The following is a 17,901-nucleotide window of genomic DNA, read 5'->3' on the forward strand; positions in this document are numbered from 1 at the left end:
GCGGCAATATTTTATCACTTCCAGGTCGAGATATTGCTATGCTACGAATCATTAAAGAAGCCCTCACATTTGACGATGTTTTACTCGTTCCTGCTCACTCTACCGTCCTGCCGAACACCGCAGAACTCGGTACAAAACTGACTAAAAATATACGTTTAAACATTCCGATGGTTTCCGCAGCAATGGACACCGTCACCGAAGCCCGTCTGGCGATTGCGCTGGCACAGGAAGGTGGTCTCGGCTTTATTCATAAAAACATGCCTATCGATCGTCAGGCCGACGAAGTTCGTAAAGTGAAAAAGTATGAAAGTGGTGTGGTGACTGAACCTCAGACCGTACTGCCGACGACTTCACTGCTGGACGTTAAGCGCCTGACCGAAATCAACGGTTTCGCCGGCTATCCGGTGGTGAACGCCGAAAATGAACTGGTCGGGATTATTACCGGCCGTGATGTTCGTTTCGTGACTGACCTGAACCAGCCTGTTTCTGCAGTGATGACGCCGAAAGAGCGCCTGGTCACCGTGAAAGAAGGTGAATCCCGCGAAGTCGTTCTGCAGAAGATGCATGAAAAGCGTATCGAGAAAGCGCTGGTGGTGGATGCTGCATTCCATCTGAAAGGCATGATCACCGTAAAAGACTTCCAGAAAGCTGAACGTAAACCTAACGCCTGTAAAGATGCACAGGGGCGTTTGCGTGTCGGTGCAGCTGTCGGTGCCGGTGCCGGTAACGAAGAGCGTGTAGATGCGCTGGTGGCTGCAGGTGTTGATGTTCTGCTGATCGACTCCTCTCACGGTCACTCTGAAGGGGTCCTGCAACGTATCCGTGAAACCCGTGCGAAATATCCTGACCTGGAAATTATTGGCGGTAACGTCGCGACAGCTAACGGTGCGAAAGCGCTGGCTGACGCAGGCGTGAGCGCAGTTAAAGTAGGTATCGGCCCGGGGTCAATCTGTACCACCCGTATTGTGACCGGTGTCGGTGTTCCTCAGATTTCAGCCGTGGCAGACGCTGTCGACGCCCTGGAAGGAACCGGTATTCCTGTCATTGCCGACGGTGGTATCCGTTTCTCCGGTGATATCGCTAAAGCGATTGCCGCAGGAGCTTCCTGCGTGATGGTGGGGTCAATGCTGGCCGGGACAGAAGAGTCTCCGGGTGAGATTGAACTCTACCAGGGGCGTTCGTTCAAATCTTACCGTGGTATGGGCTCACTGGGCGCCATGTCTAAGGGTTCTTCTGACCGTTATTTCCAGACTGATAACGCGGCGGACAAACTGGTCCCGGAAGGTATTGAAGGCCGGGTGGCTTACAAAGGCCGTATGAAAGAGATCATCCATCAGCAGATGGGCGGACTGCGTTCATGTATGGGTCTGACCGGTTGTCAGACGATTGATGACCTGCGTACCAAAGCTGAATTTGTTCGTATCAGCGGCGCGGGTATCTCTGAAAGCCACGTTCATGATGTAACCATCACCAAAGAAGCGCCTAACTACCGTACAGGCTCTTAATCTCTTTCTTATCCTCATCGCCCGGTCATGCCGGGCGTTTTAAGTAAATTTATTGCCTGGAAAACTGTAATGACGACGGAAAATATTCATAAACATCGTATTCTGATCCTCGATTTCGGGTCTCAGTACACGCAGCTGGTGGCACGTCGTGTCCGTGAACTGGGCGTATACTGTGAACTGTGGGCCTGGGATGTTACCGAAGAGCAGATCCGCCAGTTTAATCCAAACGGCATTATTCTTTCCGGCGGCCCGGAAAGCACCACCGAAGAAAACAGCCCGCGTGCCCCTGAATATGTCTTTACCGCCGGCGTTCCTGTACTGGGTGTTTGTTATGGTATGCAGACCATGGCAATGCAGCTGGGGGGTAAAGTTCAGGGCTCTTCAGAGCGTGAATTCGGTTTTGCTCAGGTCGAAATCAAAACAGACAGCGCACTGGTGAAAGGTATTCAGGACACTCTGAATGCGGCCGGACAGCCCCTGCTGGATGTCTGGATGAGCCACGGCGACAAAGTCACGGCTATCCCTGAGGATTTTGTCACCGTTGCCAGCACGGAAACCTGCCCGTTTGCCATTATGGCGAACGAAGAGAAGCGTTTCTACGGCGTACAGTTCCACCCGGAAGTGACACATACCCGTCAGGGGATGGCGCTGTTACAACGCTTTATCATCGATATCTGTCAGTGTGAAGCCTTGTGGACGCCGGCGAAAATTATCGATGACGCGGTTGCCCGTCTGAGCGAGCAGGTCGGTGATGATCAGGTGATTCTGGGATTATCCGGTGGGGTGGATTCCTCGGTGACGGCGCTGCTTCTGCACCGTGCTATCGGTTCACGCCTGACCTGTGTGTTTGTGGATAACGGTCTGCTGCGTCTGAACGAAGCAGAGCAGGTGATGGAGATGTTCGGTGATCGTTTCGGTCTGAATATCGTGCATGTGCCTGCAGAAAACCGCTTCCTGGACGCGCTGGCAGGCATCGATGAGCCGGAAGCCAAACGTAAAACCATCGGTCGCGTCTTTGTTGAAGTCTTCGACGAAGAAGCACTGAAACTGGATAACGTGAAATGGCTGGCTCAGGGCACCATCTACCCGGATGTTATCGAATCTGCGGCATCCGCGACCGGTAAAGCGCACGTGATTAAATCACACCACAATGTGGGCGGTTTACCGAAAGAGATGAAGATGGGGCTGGTGGAGCCGCTGAAAGAACTGTTTAAAGACGAAGTGCGTAAAATTGGTCTGGAACTGGGCCTGCCTTACGACATGCTGTATCGTCATCCGTTCCCGGGGCCGGGCTTAGGTGTACGTGTTCTGGGTGAAGTGAAGAAAGAGTACTGCGACCTGCTGCGCCGTGCCGATGCTATCTTCATTGAAGAACTGCACAAAGCCGACCTGTATAACAAAGTCAGCCAGGCATTCACCGTCTTCCTGCCGGTTCGTTCGGTAGGCGTTATGGGTGATGGCCGTAAGTATGACTGGGTTGTATCTCTGCGTGCCGTCGAGACCATCGACTTTATGACGGCGCATTGGGCACACCTGCCTTACGATTTCCTGGGTCGTGTTTCTAACCGCATTATCAACGAAATCGACGGGATCTCCCGTGTGGTTTACGATATCAGCGGTAAACCCCCGGCCACCATCGAGTGGGAATGATTTAACGTCCGGCAACAGCCTGCACGTAAAAGCAGTAAAGTACCTCTAAGCCCGCATTGCGGGCTTTTTTTTACCCCAAAACTCTCCCCTGAGTGACGCAGATTGCCTGGCCTGCTGAAGGCTATCCCGGCTCACTTATCATAAGTAAAAGCAGATACCGGCGTGCGGCTTTACGGGACTTTATCAGTTTACTGGCGTTGCAAATCCCACATTGTCGGGACGCTAAAGTGACGTTTCAGGATGCTGAGACATCAGCTGGGTAAGCAGCTTTACTGTTTTTAAAGGCACTCCCCGATCACAGGGCCATGTGTTTTGCAGGTAAAACAGTGATTACAGCTTTGCCGGGGAAGCCGACGGAGCATAAAGCACGCTCTTTTCATCAGATAGACTATGAACCATCAGTGAAATACTGTCGGCATTCTGTTCAATCCTGTGGAGGTGAGATGTCTGGCGGTGATGTGTTATTGAAAATTATTAACCTTGAGCATCGGTATGATCGTAAGGCTGAATGTCTGGCGGAGCTTTCACTCTCAGGCATAACGGCAGATGATGACTCATTCTTTAAAGCTTATTATAAACCTGAGTTTGGCGAGCTTGGGGCAAGTCTGAGCCATGCTAACCTTATCGCCAGATATTTATCTGAGTCAGCATGTCCATATCTGCTGGTGTTTGAAGATGACTTTGAGATTATCAATAAAGATGATTTTTTAGCAGACCTGAACAAAGCGCTGTGTATTGCTGATCGATGGGATGTTTTCCTTTTATCACATAATCAGGCCATTCCTGTCAGTATCATAGATAAAAAGGCAGGTTTTTATCGGGTGATAAATTCTCAGACGGCATCCGGTTATATCGTTAAAAGGGAGTTTGCCAGCCGGCTCATGGCCGTGTTTTTTGATTCAGTGACGGGATTACAGAATACGCGGGTTATCGGTGATGAGGTGGGTGACATAGTTAAGGCCTTTTATTGTCTGGATATGTTGTGGAAAAAATTACAGACCGGATTTAATTTCGTTGCCCGTTTTCCTGCTTATGTAAAACAACGTCCCAGCTACTCCGATATAGAAAAAAAACACGTTGATTATGGGGTCTAGACAGTTGTGGTGAAAGTTTTCGTCATCTGCAGGTAAGTGCAGGAAGGAATACACCTGTTTCAGATAAAAATTCCGGCATAAGCTAAGGTATCAGGATCTGACAATACCGGCATATGTGCAGTGACAGGCCTGTGGCTAAGGTTAGCTGCGAAGATTCAGACTGTCCCGGCGGAAATACGCTATATTCTGCTATCTGACCCTTCGGTCGAATCCCTGCCGGACACTGATATGGGATACATTCGGCAGGACATTCAGCGTATAGCACTTCTGTGCCGGCCTTAGCCACTTTGCTTCAGAACCTACCCGTAACCTTTTCTTGCCCTGAGCCGATTGGCGGGCAGATTTTTAGCCGCTAATCATTATTCTCCCGAAGCTAAAAATAAGTGAGTGTCGACAGTAACCTCCATGTTAAAACATGGAATAAGTCTAAGCCCTTATCACATGAACTGACCCCGGAATGTTGGACACTGGATCATCGGAGTGGGGTGCCCTCTCGCCCAACTTGGTATAGATTGGTCGGGGGGCTTTAACAGAACCTTATTGCTTTGAGCAGCCAAAATGCTTTACAGAGAATTATTCAAAATGGTTTTATTCAACCTTACTTCAAGGTCAGTATTTCTCTGGAGGCTGCAACATCGATTTTTACATTAAAGCTGGTTAACTCTGGTAGAGTGGCGTTTTCATGCAATATTATGGCTTCAGCGCTGGCATGGGGCTTGCTGTGAGTTGTATGGGCATCACTGATAAGCGTGACGTCATAACCCAAAGCAGCCGCAGCACGTATAGTGGTATCGATACAAAATTCTGAAGCATAACCACAAACCAGTAAATGATTCACTTTTAGGTCGTTAAGGCTAGCGTTTAGTTTTGTTTGTAGAAAAGCGTTAGCGGTGGTTTTACTGATAAAGATTGCCTTATCTGGGACGGAAAGTTCATCAAGAATTTTCCATCCTTCTTCGCCAACAGGAATAAACGATGCTTCATGTTGTACAAAAATAACCGGATAGTTACGTTCTATCGCGTGGCAAAGCAGCTCATTGATATTACTAATAATCTGCTGAATATTAAATGGCAAAGGTTCTTGATTACATAACGCTTTCTGCAAATCAATGATGATTAACGCCTGCATGATATAAAACCCTTTATCCCTAAAATTATATCATTACGTATCCGGTTTAATCATTCAATCAAAATCCCCATATGACCACTGCTGTCCCACAGATCTCATCGTGATCAACAACTGAATGAGGCTACGTCCACTCCTCGCTCAGGCTGTGTGAAAACTGATGCGAGGAGAAACCGTTCATATGACATACGCTCCCTGGTCATGCTGCTTTCAGATGCAGTAACCTTTATTCAACAGGGCTGAGGCCGTTCAGCCGCAGGCTGATTCGCTCATGGTTGTAGTAGTGGATATAGGCCTCAATGGCCTCTCTCAGCGCAGGAATTCTATTAAATTCTTCCAGATAGAAGCATTCGGGATACTCTGCAGGTCATTCAGCTCTGATTGCGGCCGGTGAAAAGTGCTGAGAATGGTTCTGTTCAGCAACAGAGAAAGCCACTCTGCCAGTAAAATACCTCCCCGTTATGGCTTTCGCCGATATAAAAATGCAGCTGCCCGATGTATCAGCCATTGCCATTACAGCTCAGCCCGGAATGGCTAACCGCCGATTGCAGGTGTTCCAGAAATGCCTTAACTTTTACCGGCAGGTATTTTCTGCCCGAATACAACGCGTATAGCACCAGGTCTTCAGGTTCGCTATTACAGTTAATCTTCACCAGCAAGCCGTTTTTGATTTCTGGTCCACAAGAGTGAAGTGGCAAAATGGCGAAACCGAGTCCTTTCAGTGCCGCTGCCTTAGCCATCTGCCCGCTGTTAACTTTGTAGCCGGACTGTACCTGGACGGTTTGGTTCTGTTTGAACCGCCAGGGCGTACCCTGAAGTACCGACAAACTGGTGATACAGGGAATTTTACTCAGTTCATCCATCGATTGAGGCGGCGGGTAACGTTTCAAAAGTTCTGGCGCAGCCACTACACAGCTCGGCAAGCGCAGGATTTCTCTGGCAACCCAGCCTGAATCTTCCAGTTGCCCGCGTCCAAAGCGCAATACCAGATCGAACCCGTCCAGCAGTCCTTCTGTGGGATCCAGCTGAGTGTCACAACTTAACTTTATTTGCGGATATCTGATACAGAATTCCGCGAGAATATCTGCCATAAAGGGGAGGTCAGGAGTAATTATTTTCAGGTGACCTGAAATTGAATCACCACTCAGGGATACCTCTTCCAGTGCATGATCCATAGCTTGCGTAAGCGGCGTAATAGATTGATAAAGCTGTTTACCGGCTGTGGTTGGCGTGACTTTACGCGTGGTACGTTCCAGCAGCCGCACATGAAGTTCCTGTTCCAGTAATGCGACATGCCGGCTTACATTGGACATCGGCAACTGAAGTTGTTCTGCTGCGAGCTTAAAACTCCGTTTTTCATACACCGCCTGAAAGCAAATCAGCCACTGAATTTCAATATTTTCAATCATTAACTATCCCATAAAATGAGATTAATAAAGTAATAAATCCATATTTATCACTAATCGGACAGTGATTACAATTTCCATCGCTCTTTATCATCAGGAAAGAAATTATGATCAGAAAGCGGAAAATTGCCATTGCCGGCGCTGGCGTTGCAGGAATGGCACTGGCAATACTTGCGGCGAAACAAGGCCATGAAGTCACTCTCTTTGAGCGCGGCAGTATGGTGTCTTCTATGGGAGCCGGTGTGACGTTGTGGCCGAATGCCATGTTTGTCATGCAGCAAATGGAACTGGACGAAAAGCTCAGGCATGCAGGAGGCGTACCGGATAGGATGCGTCAGTTTGATCAGCACGGCGTTGTTCAGACTGAGTTCGATATTTCAGCCATCAACTCTCTTTGCGGTTTTCCCAGTGTCACGGTATTACGGCGTGAGCTAATGAGTTTACTGGCGTCTGAATTAGAAAGTTTAGGGGTGAAGATTCAGCTTAATTGTTCAATTACTGCCGCGGATGTCAGGCCGTTGGGCCTGCAGTTTGATCTGGTTGTCGGCGCCGATGGCCGTATGAATTCAGCCGTACGTCAGGCATTGTATGCGGATAAAGTCACTCCCTGTTATCACGGCTTTGTGAACGTTATTGGGGTAAGCCGTCCCGAACAGAACCTGGCGAATAACACTATTTGTGATTTTCGCGGGCCGGGTCAGCGTTTTGGTATCGTCCCGGTGAATAACGGTCGGTGCTATTGGGCCGGGGCATGGAATACCGCGGTTGACAGGGAACGACCGCAGGAGGAGTGGTATAAAGAGTTACATCAGCGTTTTCGGGACTGGCCTGATCCGGTAAAGAAAGTGCTACTCTCCGGTGACACTGCATCGGTGGATCGCATTTTTGTTCATGACATTGATCCTCTTCCCTTTTGGCACCGGGGTAATATCTTAATTATCGGCGATGCAGCCCATGCCTCATTACCCACTTCCGGTCAGGGGGCCTGTCAGGCGCTGGAAGATGCATGGCATCTTTCTCTGATACTGAAGACGGAGGATGAACCGGAAACCGCGCTGCAAAGATTTTATCAACAGAGATACCTGAAGACCTCAGCGGCCCAAAGGGTGGGAAGAGAACTTGCGGGTAAAATTTTTACTGAATCTTCCGCACAACCAGAACCTCTGTTACCTGCCACCCATATTTCCGCAAGTGAACTCAGTCGTTTCTGGATGCAAGGGCTGACGTCGCTGGCCTGATAAGGCCCGGGGCCAGTGATACCGTTTTGGCCCGGCGATATAATAGTTTGGAGAGCAGCAAAATTGTTATTTTAGCCGGGCACAAAAGGAAATAAGGATCCTGTTTATGGTTTTTCTGATGAGTAACTTACCTGTCATATCATAAAAATATTTTAGAGTGAGGGTGATTAGCCGTCATAGTAAAACCAGAGGATTATTAATTAACAGTTAATGATAAGAATGTTTCAGATACTGGGTTAATATCAGTAAATTACTGTTTTTATTATTATGAGGTCTGCTTCATGGATTCGGGTGAAGAACTTTGCCACTATCAGAGTTAAGGATTAATGTAATTTAAAATTGTATCAGGCGGAGAGAATAATGTTAAAACGTAACGGATTACGGTTACTAACACCTGGCGAGATACGTTTGGCGAAGGAGATTTTTGGCCATAGTATTCAATACCGCCGTATATGGGGGCATTATGGGAGTTATCTGCCATTCGGATTACAGGAAGATAATACAGCAATAACTCCCGATGGAGAAATGTGGATCGAAACGAATATCTATCGCGATAATTACTCACGTGAGACGATTGATTTAAAACATTTATTTTTACATGAAATGATGCATGTCAGGCAACATCAGCGGGGAATGAATGTCAGGATAAGGGGGTGATCTCATGGGGGGAAGTTACGAATATGATCTGAGTCAGGGGTTGTTATCCCGAGATTCTATGGTGCAGCAGGCAAGTATCGTTGCCGGCTACTGGTTGCTAATTAATTCACTGTACGGGTCAATGTACGGGAAGTGTCATAATATTATTAGCTATAGCGGGAAAAAACAGAAAAGAATCTGACACATTTTTGTTGGAAAAATATAAAATTATTCTCCGGAGGTTTCCGTAATGAAAAAATATAGCTATTTCCTGGTGATGTTTATCATAACCGGTTGTGGTCCGGGTGACAGGCTGGTCTTTCGTCACCCAGGAGAGGTACGTGTTGTGGATCAACACCTATGTATTCGTTCCTCACCGGGTGATCATCTGAGTTATTATTCACTGAGTTATTCAGCTGATCAGTATCAAAACCCGTTAGCTTATGAGGATAATATTGACAGGAAATTCCCTGACACCTGCATTGTTGCTGATCTTAAAAAAACTGCAGATTATAATCTTCTTTATATCATTAACGGGATTAAATATCGGGTTGATTTCATTATCAATGAGAAGGGTGAACTAAAAAATAAGAAGGTAATAAAATAAGCCCCGTGTAAATAAATATGAAAGATCTGAGGGCGGAAAAAAGATAAGATGAAAAGGGACTGCAGAGGTAAGCGAGTGAAAATTCATTCTGAAACTTTCCGCACGAGTGGGTAAGGTTAAATCAGCGCATAACTCTATAATCCGGGAAGATATTCGTTTTTTTTAAATCGTTTACAGACAATCCCTGTTTAGTAAATAGAGTAAAGGGAGTAAAGGGAGTAAAGGGAGTAAAGGGAGTAAAGAGAGTAAAGAGAGTAAAGAGAGTTAAGAGAGTTAAGAGAGTGAACAGGTGAATGATTAGCATTAAAAATTCACTCGCTAATTTAATAATGACAGTCATTATCAATAACAATGTGAAAATGAAGTCTCCCGAAAAATCCCTGTTGAGGTATATATTTTTAGGGGGCAGGGGATTCATAATGGAATTTACAGGGGAAATCAATCCTGACCAGTCAATTTAATAGACATGTAGATGAGTGCCGTAATCTTTCGGAGGTTAACTTAACCGCTGAAGAAAGGTTATGTGAGAAGGCGTTTTGAACGCGATTTTTCCGCAAGGCATTACGATAGGCAATAAAAAGGCCACCTGAGTTGAATAGATATTCAACAGGCAGCCATTTTATTTTTCTGTTACCGTAATCCTAATCTCTGAGCGCTATGACTCAGATGTTTTTATCATCCGGTGTTTTCGCGACGATAATTTCAAGGGCACCGCGTAAAACATCCAGCTGAACAGGATCAGAGGTATTTTCAAGCTCGGCGATCAGGTAAAGGATAATAGCTTTATTCGTCACTTTTCTGCCATGCATCACGATATCTGCGATAACAGCGTCGAGAACTTCCGTTTCTGCGGTTAATTTATCGCCTGCATTACGAAAGTGACGAGTAATCTCTGCTTCATGAGTTGTCTGTTGCACGTTATTATCCATTAGGTTAATTGACCAGAGGCTGAAAAATGTATTCAGCCGTAAAGTTTACGATGCAGGTCAGAGCCAGGCTCCATACCTGTCATCAGTCTTTAGTGATAAAAGCGAATACCGGAACTAATGTTTTTGTATATCTTTTGAAGCCGGAATAGCTGATGTAGTCTTCGGCTCAGCTTCTCTCGCTGAAGAGAGGCTGGCTTTCACCTCTGCCAGTGCGCAGAAAAGTGCATGACTACGCTCAGGATTAACTTCCGCTGTTATCATTTGCCTGATACGGCGAGCTAAAGCAGAACCATTCAGCGCCGCATTCACTTCCAGCAAAGACATGACTGCTTCGCCAAGGACGATTTCAGTTAGTTTTTCCTGTGAGTATTTTCGCATCGCTATAATTCTGAATATCCTTTTCGGGAATAAAATTTATCTTTCAGACAACTAAGAATGAACAAAAGAATTCATTCATAACTTACCCGTCTCCGGAACCTGAGTAATTACATCAGTAATCCAATCAGCTTCTGATAATGTTGCCCTTCATCTTCGGTCGCCGCATGGTCAATACGGGCGAGTAATGCGCCGCACAGAGCTTTACGGTTGATATTTTTACCTTCGCTAAGGATCTCTAACACGATCTGGCCCAGCGTTTCCTGCTGTGAAAACTCTGCCGATCCGTTGAAATAATTGATGATTTCACCTGCACTACCCGGACTGATTACATTCTGACGCATGGTATGCCCCTTTAGTCGTTCATCGCCGAACCTGCTTGTTTGCCTGTGTTGTTCACCCGCAAAGTTGTACAGTTCCGATTAACTTGTACAGCAAATATAATCTTGTACAGTTTTTAGTTTTGTCAAAAAATGCTATTTTTATAACAATTATTTTTCATTACCCTATACGCTTTGAGTAAAAAATGATCATTCTTAGGCTCTCCTCCGCAGAGGTGAAAGAGGATGAGGGAGAGAAAGTTTTTTTAATCAACCAATTGAATTACAATAGAATTTAACTAAAAATCGTGAGGATTTTACAGGAGCTACGAAGGATTGCTTCCATTGACAGGTATCTATGTTACCTCATAATTATCAGCCGAATCATCATGATTCTGAAAGGAATATTTAACTCTATGAACCTGTCTGATCAAATCAAACATGACATCCGGCTGGGGTTGTTTTGCCTCCCGGTCATGATAGCCATCTCTGTTACGGGCTTACTCTCAGGGCACGTTCCGGCGGCGAGCATTGCCGCGAGCGGTGCGATGACCCTTGCATTCGGTGCAAATAAGTCCTGGGGCGGATCTACCTTTGTGATGATGCTTATCACGACCTTGGGCCTGATGTTATCGGCCTGGATGGGGAGTATGGCAGGGAATGTGGTACCGCTCTATATTGCAGGTGCACTATTTTATACCGGTCTGTATGTGATGATAGCCAACATCGATAGCAGTGCCTGGTGGATGATACAGCAGTGGGCTATTGCATATCTTATCTCAGGCTATTATTCAGATAATGCAACTCAGGACCTGGGAAGGGCCGCTATGATAGGGCTGGGTGGCATGATACAAATGTTTTTCCTGGCTATCGTCTACCAGCATACCTCATTCAGGTTGAAAAACCTTAACCCGCGCGCGTGGCTGACATTCCTCAAACGTAACGCCTTTCTTTACCGGCATAAATTACATTTACAGTGGTCCGTGTTGACCGGCGTGATGGCGATGTGTGCGGTAATGAGTACGGTACGGTTCTTTCACATGCCGAATGGCTACTGGGCAGGTATGACACTGTTGCTGTGTTTACGTAATAATTACCAGGATACTTTTGGCCGTGCCCGGAGCCGTGTGACAGGAACGTTACTGGGAGGCGTTACCGCAGCGTTAATGATTACCTATTTTCAGCACCCGTGGTTTCTTGTCACCGCATTTATGGTGACAGGGTTTATCTCTTTTACCTTATCTTATTCACTGATATCTAAGTGTTACTGGCTGTATAGTGCATTTATCACTATGACGGTTGTGTTTATGATTTCCAGTTTTACCGCACCGGAAACCGGTATTGCTGAACACCGGGTTGAAGCAACTCTGGTGGGCGGTTTTTTTGCCATTGCCGCATTCCTGATAACCCGGTGGGTAACGCACCGTAAGGTTTGACCTTACGGCGTAAAATTACCGCGGGAGAATAACACTGAAACTTACCGGCCTGAGTCCGGTGAAGTGCCGGACTCAGGCCTGAATAGCCAACGGATATAAACCGCTCACTTTATGGTATGAGTTCAGCCGGGCGGGTTTCCGTGGTCTGTAACCTGTGATCCCGCGTTAACCCGTCCGCCAGCCCCTTACCTCCGCCACTTCTCTTCGGCCCCGCAGGCAGCTCCCGTCACTGGCTGCCGGGATATGCTAACGGGTGGAATAATTCAGCATTTATCGTGTTTTAGTTACCGGAATGCATTAACTGACGGCAGACAGTGCTGTCCTGCCTTGCCTGTTGCTGCTGTTCGCTGCTCAGTGTTTTCCAGTGTTTTATGACGGCATCGGCAGCAGCATCGTCATATTTTGTTTTAGTGAGTGCGTAATCTGAATCCGACTGTGCCACCGTCTTTTTCATTACCGAGGGTAAATTCCCGGTCGGGGTATTTTGCGGGTTGCCGACGATCAGACAGAGCAGAGAACTGTAATAACTGTAGGATTCCGGGGAAACTTTTTTAGGCCAGAACCACCCTGCGATGATGATCAGGAGAAAGCATAACAGCAGTAAATTGCGGCGGCGGGCGCGGAGTGATGATTTCATAAGATGATAATTTCCTGAAAAATACATCACAAGATCATAACACAATAGTATATCTGAAGATTAAATCGCGACGCTGTCTCTCGGTCAGACAGCCTGGCAGAGACGATTTTTCAGCGACCTGTTCTCTGTTTGTAATTGTTTTGTGATTTTGTTTTTCATTTGTTTTATTTATGTTTGTTTTATGTTTTTAAATGTATACTCCCGGGGCTATTTCTTTTCAGGGGTTACATGATGAAATTATTATCAAAAAAGAGACCACTTTGGTTAAGGCTGGGGAGCTTGATTCTCGGCCTTTTGCTGATCGCGACGGCCCTGTTTTTTATTATTGGCGGCGTCAGGCTCGTTAGCCTGGGGGGGAGCGGGTATTTCCTGATTTCCGGTGTGTTTATGCTGATCAGCGGGGTACTCCTCCTTCGTCTGCGCTCGTCAGGTGCAGCACTTTATCTGCTGACGATGCTGGGCACGCTCATCTGGGCTATCGCTGATGCAGGCTTAAATTTCTGGCCATTAATCTCCCGTCTGATGTTCCCCGGTGGCCTGGCGATTCTGGCATTTTTCCTGCTGCCTTCGTTACGTCATTATGAAAACCGTTCTTCTGCCTGGAAATGGGCCTATGTACCGGGGACGCTTGCCATTGCAGCGTTTATTGCGGCCTTTGCCGGCATGTTTGTTCCTCATGATCCGGTGGAATTTTCAGGGCAGGAGAGACCCCTTGTCCCGGTGGCTAAAAATGAGATGCAGAAAAACTGGGAAAACTACGGCAATACGCCGGGTGGCAGCCGCTTTGTCGCGCTGGATCAAATCAACCGTAATAACATTTCTGAACTTAAACCGGCCTGGACCTTCCACACCGGCGATACGCCGCTGAGCCCGGATGGCAACGGTGCGGAAGACCAGCAAACCCCTCTGCAGGTCGGGGATAAAGTCTTCCTGTGTACTCCGCACAATAACGTGATTGCCGTTGATGCCGATAGCGGCAAGCAGATCTGGAAAGCCGAAATCAACGCAAAATCTTCCGTATGGATGCGTTGCCGTGGTCTGGCCTATTTTGATGCCACACAGCCGGTTCCTCAGCCAACCGTTCCGGGCAGTGTTCCGCCGGCACCGGTAGCCGCGGTGGATGCCGGTGGATGTCAGCGTCGTATTCTGATGAATACCATCGATGACCGCCTGATTGCTCTGAATGCCGATAACGGCCAGTTCTGTCAGGACTTCGGTAACAAAGGGACGGTTAACCTGCTGGAAGGCATGGGCCATGCACCGGACCCGCAGTATGTGCTGACTTCAGCACCGACACTGGCAGGCACGACGGTTGTGGTGGGCGGACGAGTTTCCGATAACGTCAGTACCGATATGCCGGGCGGCGTGATCCGCGGTTATGACGTGGTCACCGGTCAGTTACGCTGGGCATTCGATACCGGAAATAATCATCCGAATGCGGTGCTGAAAGCGGGTGAACATTACGCGCGCAGTACCCCGAACTCCTGGGCACCGATGTCCTATGATCCGTCGATGAACACCGTCTTTATGCCGATGGGCAGCTCCTCGGTGGATATCTGGGGGGCAAACCGTACGCCACTGGATCATAAATACGGTGCGTCCATTCTGGCGGTAGATGCGACCACCGGTAAAGAAAAATGGGTCTATCAGACCGTCCACAATGATCTGTGGGACTTTGATATTCCCATGCAACCTGGCCTGATTAACTTTAAAACCAGTGAGGGTATCGAAAAACCGGCCGTGGTGGTCGGTACCAAGGCGGGGCAGATTTATGTGCTGGATCGCCTGACCGGTCAGCCGCTGACTAAGGTTGAAAATGTCAGTGTGAAAGGAGGTGGGATCCCGGGTGAACAGTACAGCTATACGCAACCACGTTCTGTCGGAATGCCACAGATTGGCGCACAGACACTGAAAGAATCAGATATGTGGGGGGCCACGCCGTTTGATCAGCTGGTCTGTCGTATCAGTTTCAAATCAATGCGCTATAACGGGCTGTACACCGCCCCCGGGACGGATGTTTCACTGAGCTTCCCGGGATCACTGGGGGGGATGAACTGGGGCAGTATTTCTACCGACCCGGTCAATCACTATATCTTCGTGAATGATATGCGTCTGGGCTTATGGCAACAGCTGATTAAAGCGGATCCGAAAGCACAAACCGGGGTGAATACCGGCGGGGAGGCCGTGAATACCGGGATGGGCGCGGTGCCGATGAAAGGGGCCCCTTATTCGGTGAATAAGAACCGCTTTATGTCTCCGCTGGGTATTCCTTGTCAGGCGCCGCCATTCGGTACGCTGAGTGCTATCGATATGAATACGCGGAAAATCGTCTGGCAGGTCCCGGTAGGGACGGTACAGGATACCGGTCCTTTCGGTATTAAAATGAAGATGAAAATGCCGATCGGTATGCCTACCCTGGGCGGTACTCTGGCCACACAAGGCGGGCTGGTGTTTATCGCCGGGACCCAGGATTATTACCTGAGAGCATTTGACAGCTCGACCGGGAAAGAAGTGTGGAAAGCCCGCTTACCGGTCGGCAGTCAGGGGGGACCGATGAGTTATATTTCTCCGAAAACCGGCCGACAATATATTCTTATCACGGCCGGCGGGGCGCGTCAGTCACCTGACCGCGGTGATTACGTCATCGCGTACTCTCTCGACGGTAAGTAACTGACCAGCTATCAGCCCCCGCACAGCGGGGGCTTTTTTTAATGCAGCAGAAAGAGTGTTGCCAGTCCCAGGAAAATAAAAAAGCCGCCGGTATCGGTCATTGCCGTGATCAGCACACTGGACCCGACCGCCGGGTCGCGTTTTAGTTTGGTCATAATCAGCGGGATCATCACGCCCATAAAGGCTGCCAGCAGTAAATTCAGGATCATGGCCAGCATCATAACGCCGCCCATCGCCAGGTCATGGTACATCAGCCAGGTGATCCCCCCCATCATCCCGCCCCATAAAATCCCATTGATCAGGGCGACCCCTAATTCACGCAAAAACAGAAAGGAAAAGTTCCCCGGCTCGACCTGACGCAGTGCCAGCGCCCTGACTATCATGGTAATGGTCTGGTTGCCTGTGTTTCCTCCGATACCGGCGACAATCGGCATCAGCGTTGCCAGTGCCACCAGATGAGCGATGGTATTTTCAAACAGACCAATCACGCGGGATGCCACAAAGGCGGTACATAAGTTCAGTGCCAGCCAGGCACAACGGTTACGTACGGCTTTAGTTACCGGCGCAAACACATCTTCTTCCTGACTGACGCCCCCCATATTACGAATATTGTTTTCGTTTTTCTGATTTACCAGGTCGATAATATCTTCGATAGCAATACGACCGATTAACTGCTGTCCGGCACCGGTGACTGCTGCAGATATCAGGTTATAACGCTCAAACGCACTGGCGGCATCCTCCCCCTTATCTTCCAGCTGAAACGTGACCGGGTCTCTGTTCATAACCTCACTGACCTGCTGTTCCGGGTTATGGAGTAAAATATCGGTCAGCATCAGTTCACCCAGCAGGGTGTTTTTATCATCGGTGACAAATAGCTTATCGGTTCCTGCCGGGATTTTTCCTTTGCGCCGTAAAAAGCGCTGGACGACCCCGAGACGGATATCCCCGCGGACGGTAATAAAATTAAAGTCCATCACCCGGGCCACACCGTCGACATCGTTTCTGATGATGTTTAACAGGTCGGCACGCTGACGCGGTTTCAGGGTGGTTAACAGGCGTCCGGTCAGATCCCGGGATAAAAACCGGGCCAGCCAGGCCTGATCATCAAGATCCAGTGGTTCAATGGCCCGTAACAGCGCTTTATCGCTCATTCCATCGGTCAGGCTTTCACGGATATTGTCTGCCGCCTCAACCAGAATTTGTCCCCGACGTTCCACCGGCACCAGTTGCCAGAGAGCCTGGCGGGCATCTTCCGGTAATGATTCCAGGATATCGGCCATATCCGCCGCATGCAGATCGCGGCATGCGGCCTCCAGTAACTGGCATTTTGCGCTCAGATGAGCATCAGCAGCTAAACGGGGATTATCAGAAACACCTTTCAGCAGTGCCGAAATGAGAGAAGGCTCATTCAGTAAGGTACTGATGATCAGGTGGCGTTTTTGCTGCAATGTCTGGGCATGTAATGCGGACATAAAACATCCTTTGTTCATAAATCAGAAGTAACAATTGTAGCCTTTACGGTGAAAATCGCTCAGGCGGCAAAGGGGAAAGGGTATTCAGTGGGCTGGCGCAGCGGGGAACGAGGGAAGTCAACGGCGCACCTGTCAGCCGTTTCCGGCGGACAGGCGGCAGGCCGGGGTTACTTGATAGACGTTTTCTGTGCCAGCAGGGTGGCAAACCGCATGCGGATACGCTGACCCGTGGCATCCCGTTTATGCAGTTCGCCGTGATGTTCGTTGTATTTCAGGATATGCCAGTTACGGTAGTAGTGGCTGAGTTCACCGGATTTGAACGTAAACGGGAAGTCCAGCGGGCAGGGCGTATCCGCCGTATCCATGGCCGAGACAATCAGATTAAATCCCTCTTTTGCCGTGGCTGCCTGCATATCGGCAATCAGGCGGGGGATAGTCTGCGGTTGCAGAAACATCATGACCACCGTCGACATGACCAGCTGATAGCTGCCATTAAAGCGATGCTGATTTAAATCCACCGGGTGGCAGTCAATGCCGGTCAGTTGTTCCTGGTCAATAATCTGCTGCAGATGCGCCAGACTGGCGGGATTATTGTCCCAGCCGGTCACATCAAACCCGTGGCTGTTCAGATAAAGCATGTTCCGGCCGCGGCCACAGCCGATATCCAGGGCACGTCCCGCAGAAAGATGCGGGAGTGCGGCACAGAGTTCAGAGTGTGGCAGAGTAAGCTGGTACTTCTCTGCAAAATAATCGTCAGCGAAACGACCGGCACTGGCAGATTTTTCGTCCATGGGGATTCC

The 17,901-nt window shown here is 48.5% G+C and carries 16 protein-coding genes and 1 pseudogene; 8 read left to right on the forward strand and 9 right to left on the reverse strand.

Annotation, left to right across the window (positions count from 1 at the left end; translation table 11 throughout):
• Positions 1–38: 38 nt before the first annotated feature.
• The 3 genes from guaB to JK223_RS05845 all read left to right on the forward strand — a co-directional run bounded on the left by guaB (position 39) and on the right by JK223_RS05845 (position 4,249).
• Positions 39–1,505 carry an IMP dehydrogenase gene (gene guaB, locus JK223_RS05835; protein WP_212713280.1) on the forward strand — a complete coding sequence of 489 codons (1,467 nt, stop codon included), beginning with the start codon at positions 39–41 and terminating at the stop codon, positions 1,503–1,505.
• A 69-nt stretch (positions 1,506–1,574) separates the two neighbouring features.
• Complete coding sequence (gene guaA, locus JK223_RS05840) at positions 1,575–3,155, forward strand: glutamine-hydrolyzing GMP synthase (RefSeq protein WP_212713281.1); 1,581 nt, start codon at positions 1,575–1,577, stop codon at positions 3,153–3,155.
• A gap of 443 nt (positions 3,156–3,598) precedes the next feature.
• A complete protein-coding gene (locus JK223_RS05845; protein WP_212713282.1) occupies positions 3,599–4,249 on the forward strand; it encodes a hypothetical protein in 651 nt (216 codons plus the stop codon).
• A gap of 598 nt (positions 4,250–4,847) precedes the next feature.
• On the opposite strand, the gene JK223_RS05850 is transcribed toward JK223_RS05845, so the two are convergent.
• From JK223_RS05850 to JK223_RS05860, 3 genes and pseudogenes are all read right to left on the reverse strand, one after another.
• Positions 4,848–5,378: a cysteine hydrolase family protein gene (locus JK223_RS05850; protein ID WP_212713283.1), complete on the reverse strand. Its 531-nt coding sequence runs from the start codon at positions 5,376–5,378 to the stop codon at positions 4,848–4,850.
• A gap of 223 nt (positions 5,379–5,601) precedes the next feature.
• Positions 5,602–5,727, reverse strand: a pseudogene (locus tag JK223_RS05855) (IS3 family transposase); the annotation flags it as partial.
• Between the two features lie 148 nt (positions 5,728–5,875).
• Entirely contained in the window at positions 5,876–6,784 is a 909-nt protein-coding gene (locus JK223_RS05860; protein ID WP_249213499.1) for a LysR family transcriptional regulator, read from the reverse strand.
• Between the two features lie 104 nt (positions 6,785–6,888).
• Here JK223_RS05860 and JK223_RS05865 point away from each other — a divergent pair, with 104 nt between their 5' ends.
• The 3 genes from JK223_RS05865 (at position 6,889) to JK223_RS05875 (ending at position 9,262) form a co-directional block, all read left to right on the forward strand.
• Positions 6,889–8,019 (forward strand): FAD-dependent monooxygenase, encoded by a 1,131-nt coding sequence (locus JK223_RS05865; protein ID WP_212713284.1) that lies wholly within the window; start codon positions 6,889–6,891, stop codon positions 8,017–8,019.
• 360 nt (positions 8,020–8,379) lie between these two features.
• Positions 8,380–8,676 (forward strand): hypothetical protein, encoded by a 297-nt coding sequence (locus JK223_RS05870; RefSeq protein ID WP_212713285.1) that lies wholly within the window; start codon positions 8,380–8,382, stop codon positions 8,674–8,676.
• A 229-nt stretch (positions 8,677–8,905) separates the two neighbouring features.
• Positions 8,906–9,262 carry a putative T6SS immunity periplasmic lipoprotein gene (locus tag JK223_RS05875; RefSeq protein WP_212713286.1) on the forward strand — a complete coding sequence of 119 codons (357 nt, stop codon included), beginning with the start codon at positions 8,906–8,908 and terminating at the stop codon, positions 9,260–9,262.
• A 662-nt stretch (positions 9,263–9,924) separates the two neighbouring features.
• Here JK223_RS05875 and JK223_RS05880 read toward each other — a convergent pair.
• The 3 genes from JK223_RS05880 to ycgZ form a co-directional block, all read right to left on the reverse strand.
• Positions 9,925–10,179, reverse strand: coding sequence for a biofilm development regulator YmgB/AriR family protein (locus tag JK223_RS05880; protein WP_343870216.1), 255 nt, complete (start codon positions 10,177–10,179; stop codon positions 9,925–9,927).
• 126 nt (positions 10,180–10,305) lie between these two features.
• Entirely contained in the window at positions 10,306–10,569 is a 264-nt protein-coding gene (locus JK223_RS05885) for a hypothetical protein (RefSeq protein WP_212713288.1), read from the reverse strand.
• Positions 10,570–10,676: 107 nt separating this feature from the next.
• The gene (gene ycgZ, locus JK223_RS05890) at positions 10,677–10,910 is read right to left on the reverse strand and encodes a regulatory protein YcgZ (RefSeq protein ID WP_212713289.1); all 234 of its coding nucleotides are present in this window, start codon (positions 10,908–10,910) and stop codon (positions 10,677–10,679) included.
• Between the two features lie 392 nt (positions 10,911–11,302).
• Here ycgZ and JK223_RS05895 point away from each other — a divergent pair, with 392 nt between their 5' ends.
• Positions 11,303–12,322 (forward strand): FUSC family protein, encoded by a 1,020-nt coding sequence (locus tag JK223_RS05895; protein ID WP_212713290.1) that lies wholly within the window; start codon positions 11,303–11,305, stop codon positions 12,320–12,322.
• A 280-nt stretch (positions 12,323–12,602) separates the two neighbouring features.
• Here JK223_RS05895 and JK223_RS05900 read toward each other — a convergent pair whose 3' ends face one another.
• Complete coding sequence (locus JK223_RS05900) at positions 12,603–12,959, reverse strand: hypothetical protein (RefSeq protein ID WP_212713291.1); 357 nt, start codon at positions 12,957–12,959, stop codon at positions 12,603–12,605.
• Positions 12,960–13,190: 231 nt separating this feature from the next.
• On the opposite strand from JK223_RS05900, the gene JK223_RS05905 reads away from it, so the two are divergent.
• Positions 13,191–15,629, forward strand: coding sequence for a glucose/quinate/shikimate family membrane-bound PQQ-dependent dehydrogenase (locus JK223_RS05905; protein ID WP_212713449.1), 2,439 nt, complete (start codon positions 13,191–13,193; stop codon positions 15,627–15,629).
• Between the two features lie 38 nt (positions 15,630–15,667).
• On the opposite strand, the gene JK223_RS05910 is transcribed toward JK223_RS05905, so the two are convergent.
• Both JK223_RS05910 and tehB read right to left on the reverse strand, forming a co-directional pair.
• Positions 15,668–17,101, reverse strand: coding sequence for a magnesium transporter (locus tag JK223_RS05910; RefSeq protein ID WP_212713292.1), 1,434 nt, complete (start codon positions 17,099–17,101; stop codon positions 15,668–15,670).
• Positions 17,102–17,268: 167 nt separating this feature from the next.
• Complete coding sequence (gene tehB, locus JK223_RS05915; protein WP_212713293.1) at positions 17,269–17,892, reverse strand: tellurite resistance methyltransferase TehB; 624 nt, start codon at positions 17,890–17,892, stop codon at positions 17,269–17,271.
• Positions 17,893–17,901: the final 9 nt, after the last annotated feature.

This window comes from Tatumella sp. JGM118, assembly GCF_018257515.1.
Classification (GTDB): domain Bacteria; phylum Pseudomonadota; class Gammaproteobacteria; order Enterobacterales; family Enterobacteriaceae; genus Tatumella; species Tatumella terrea.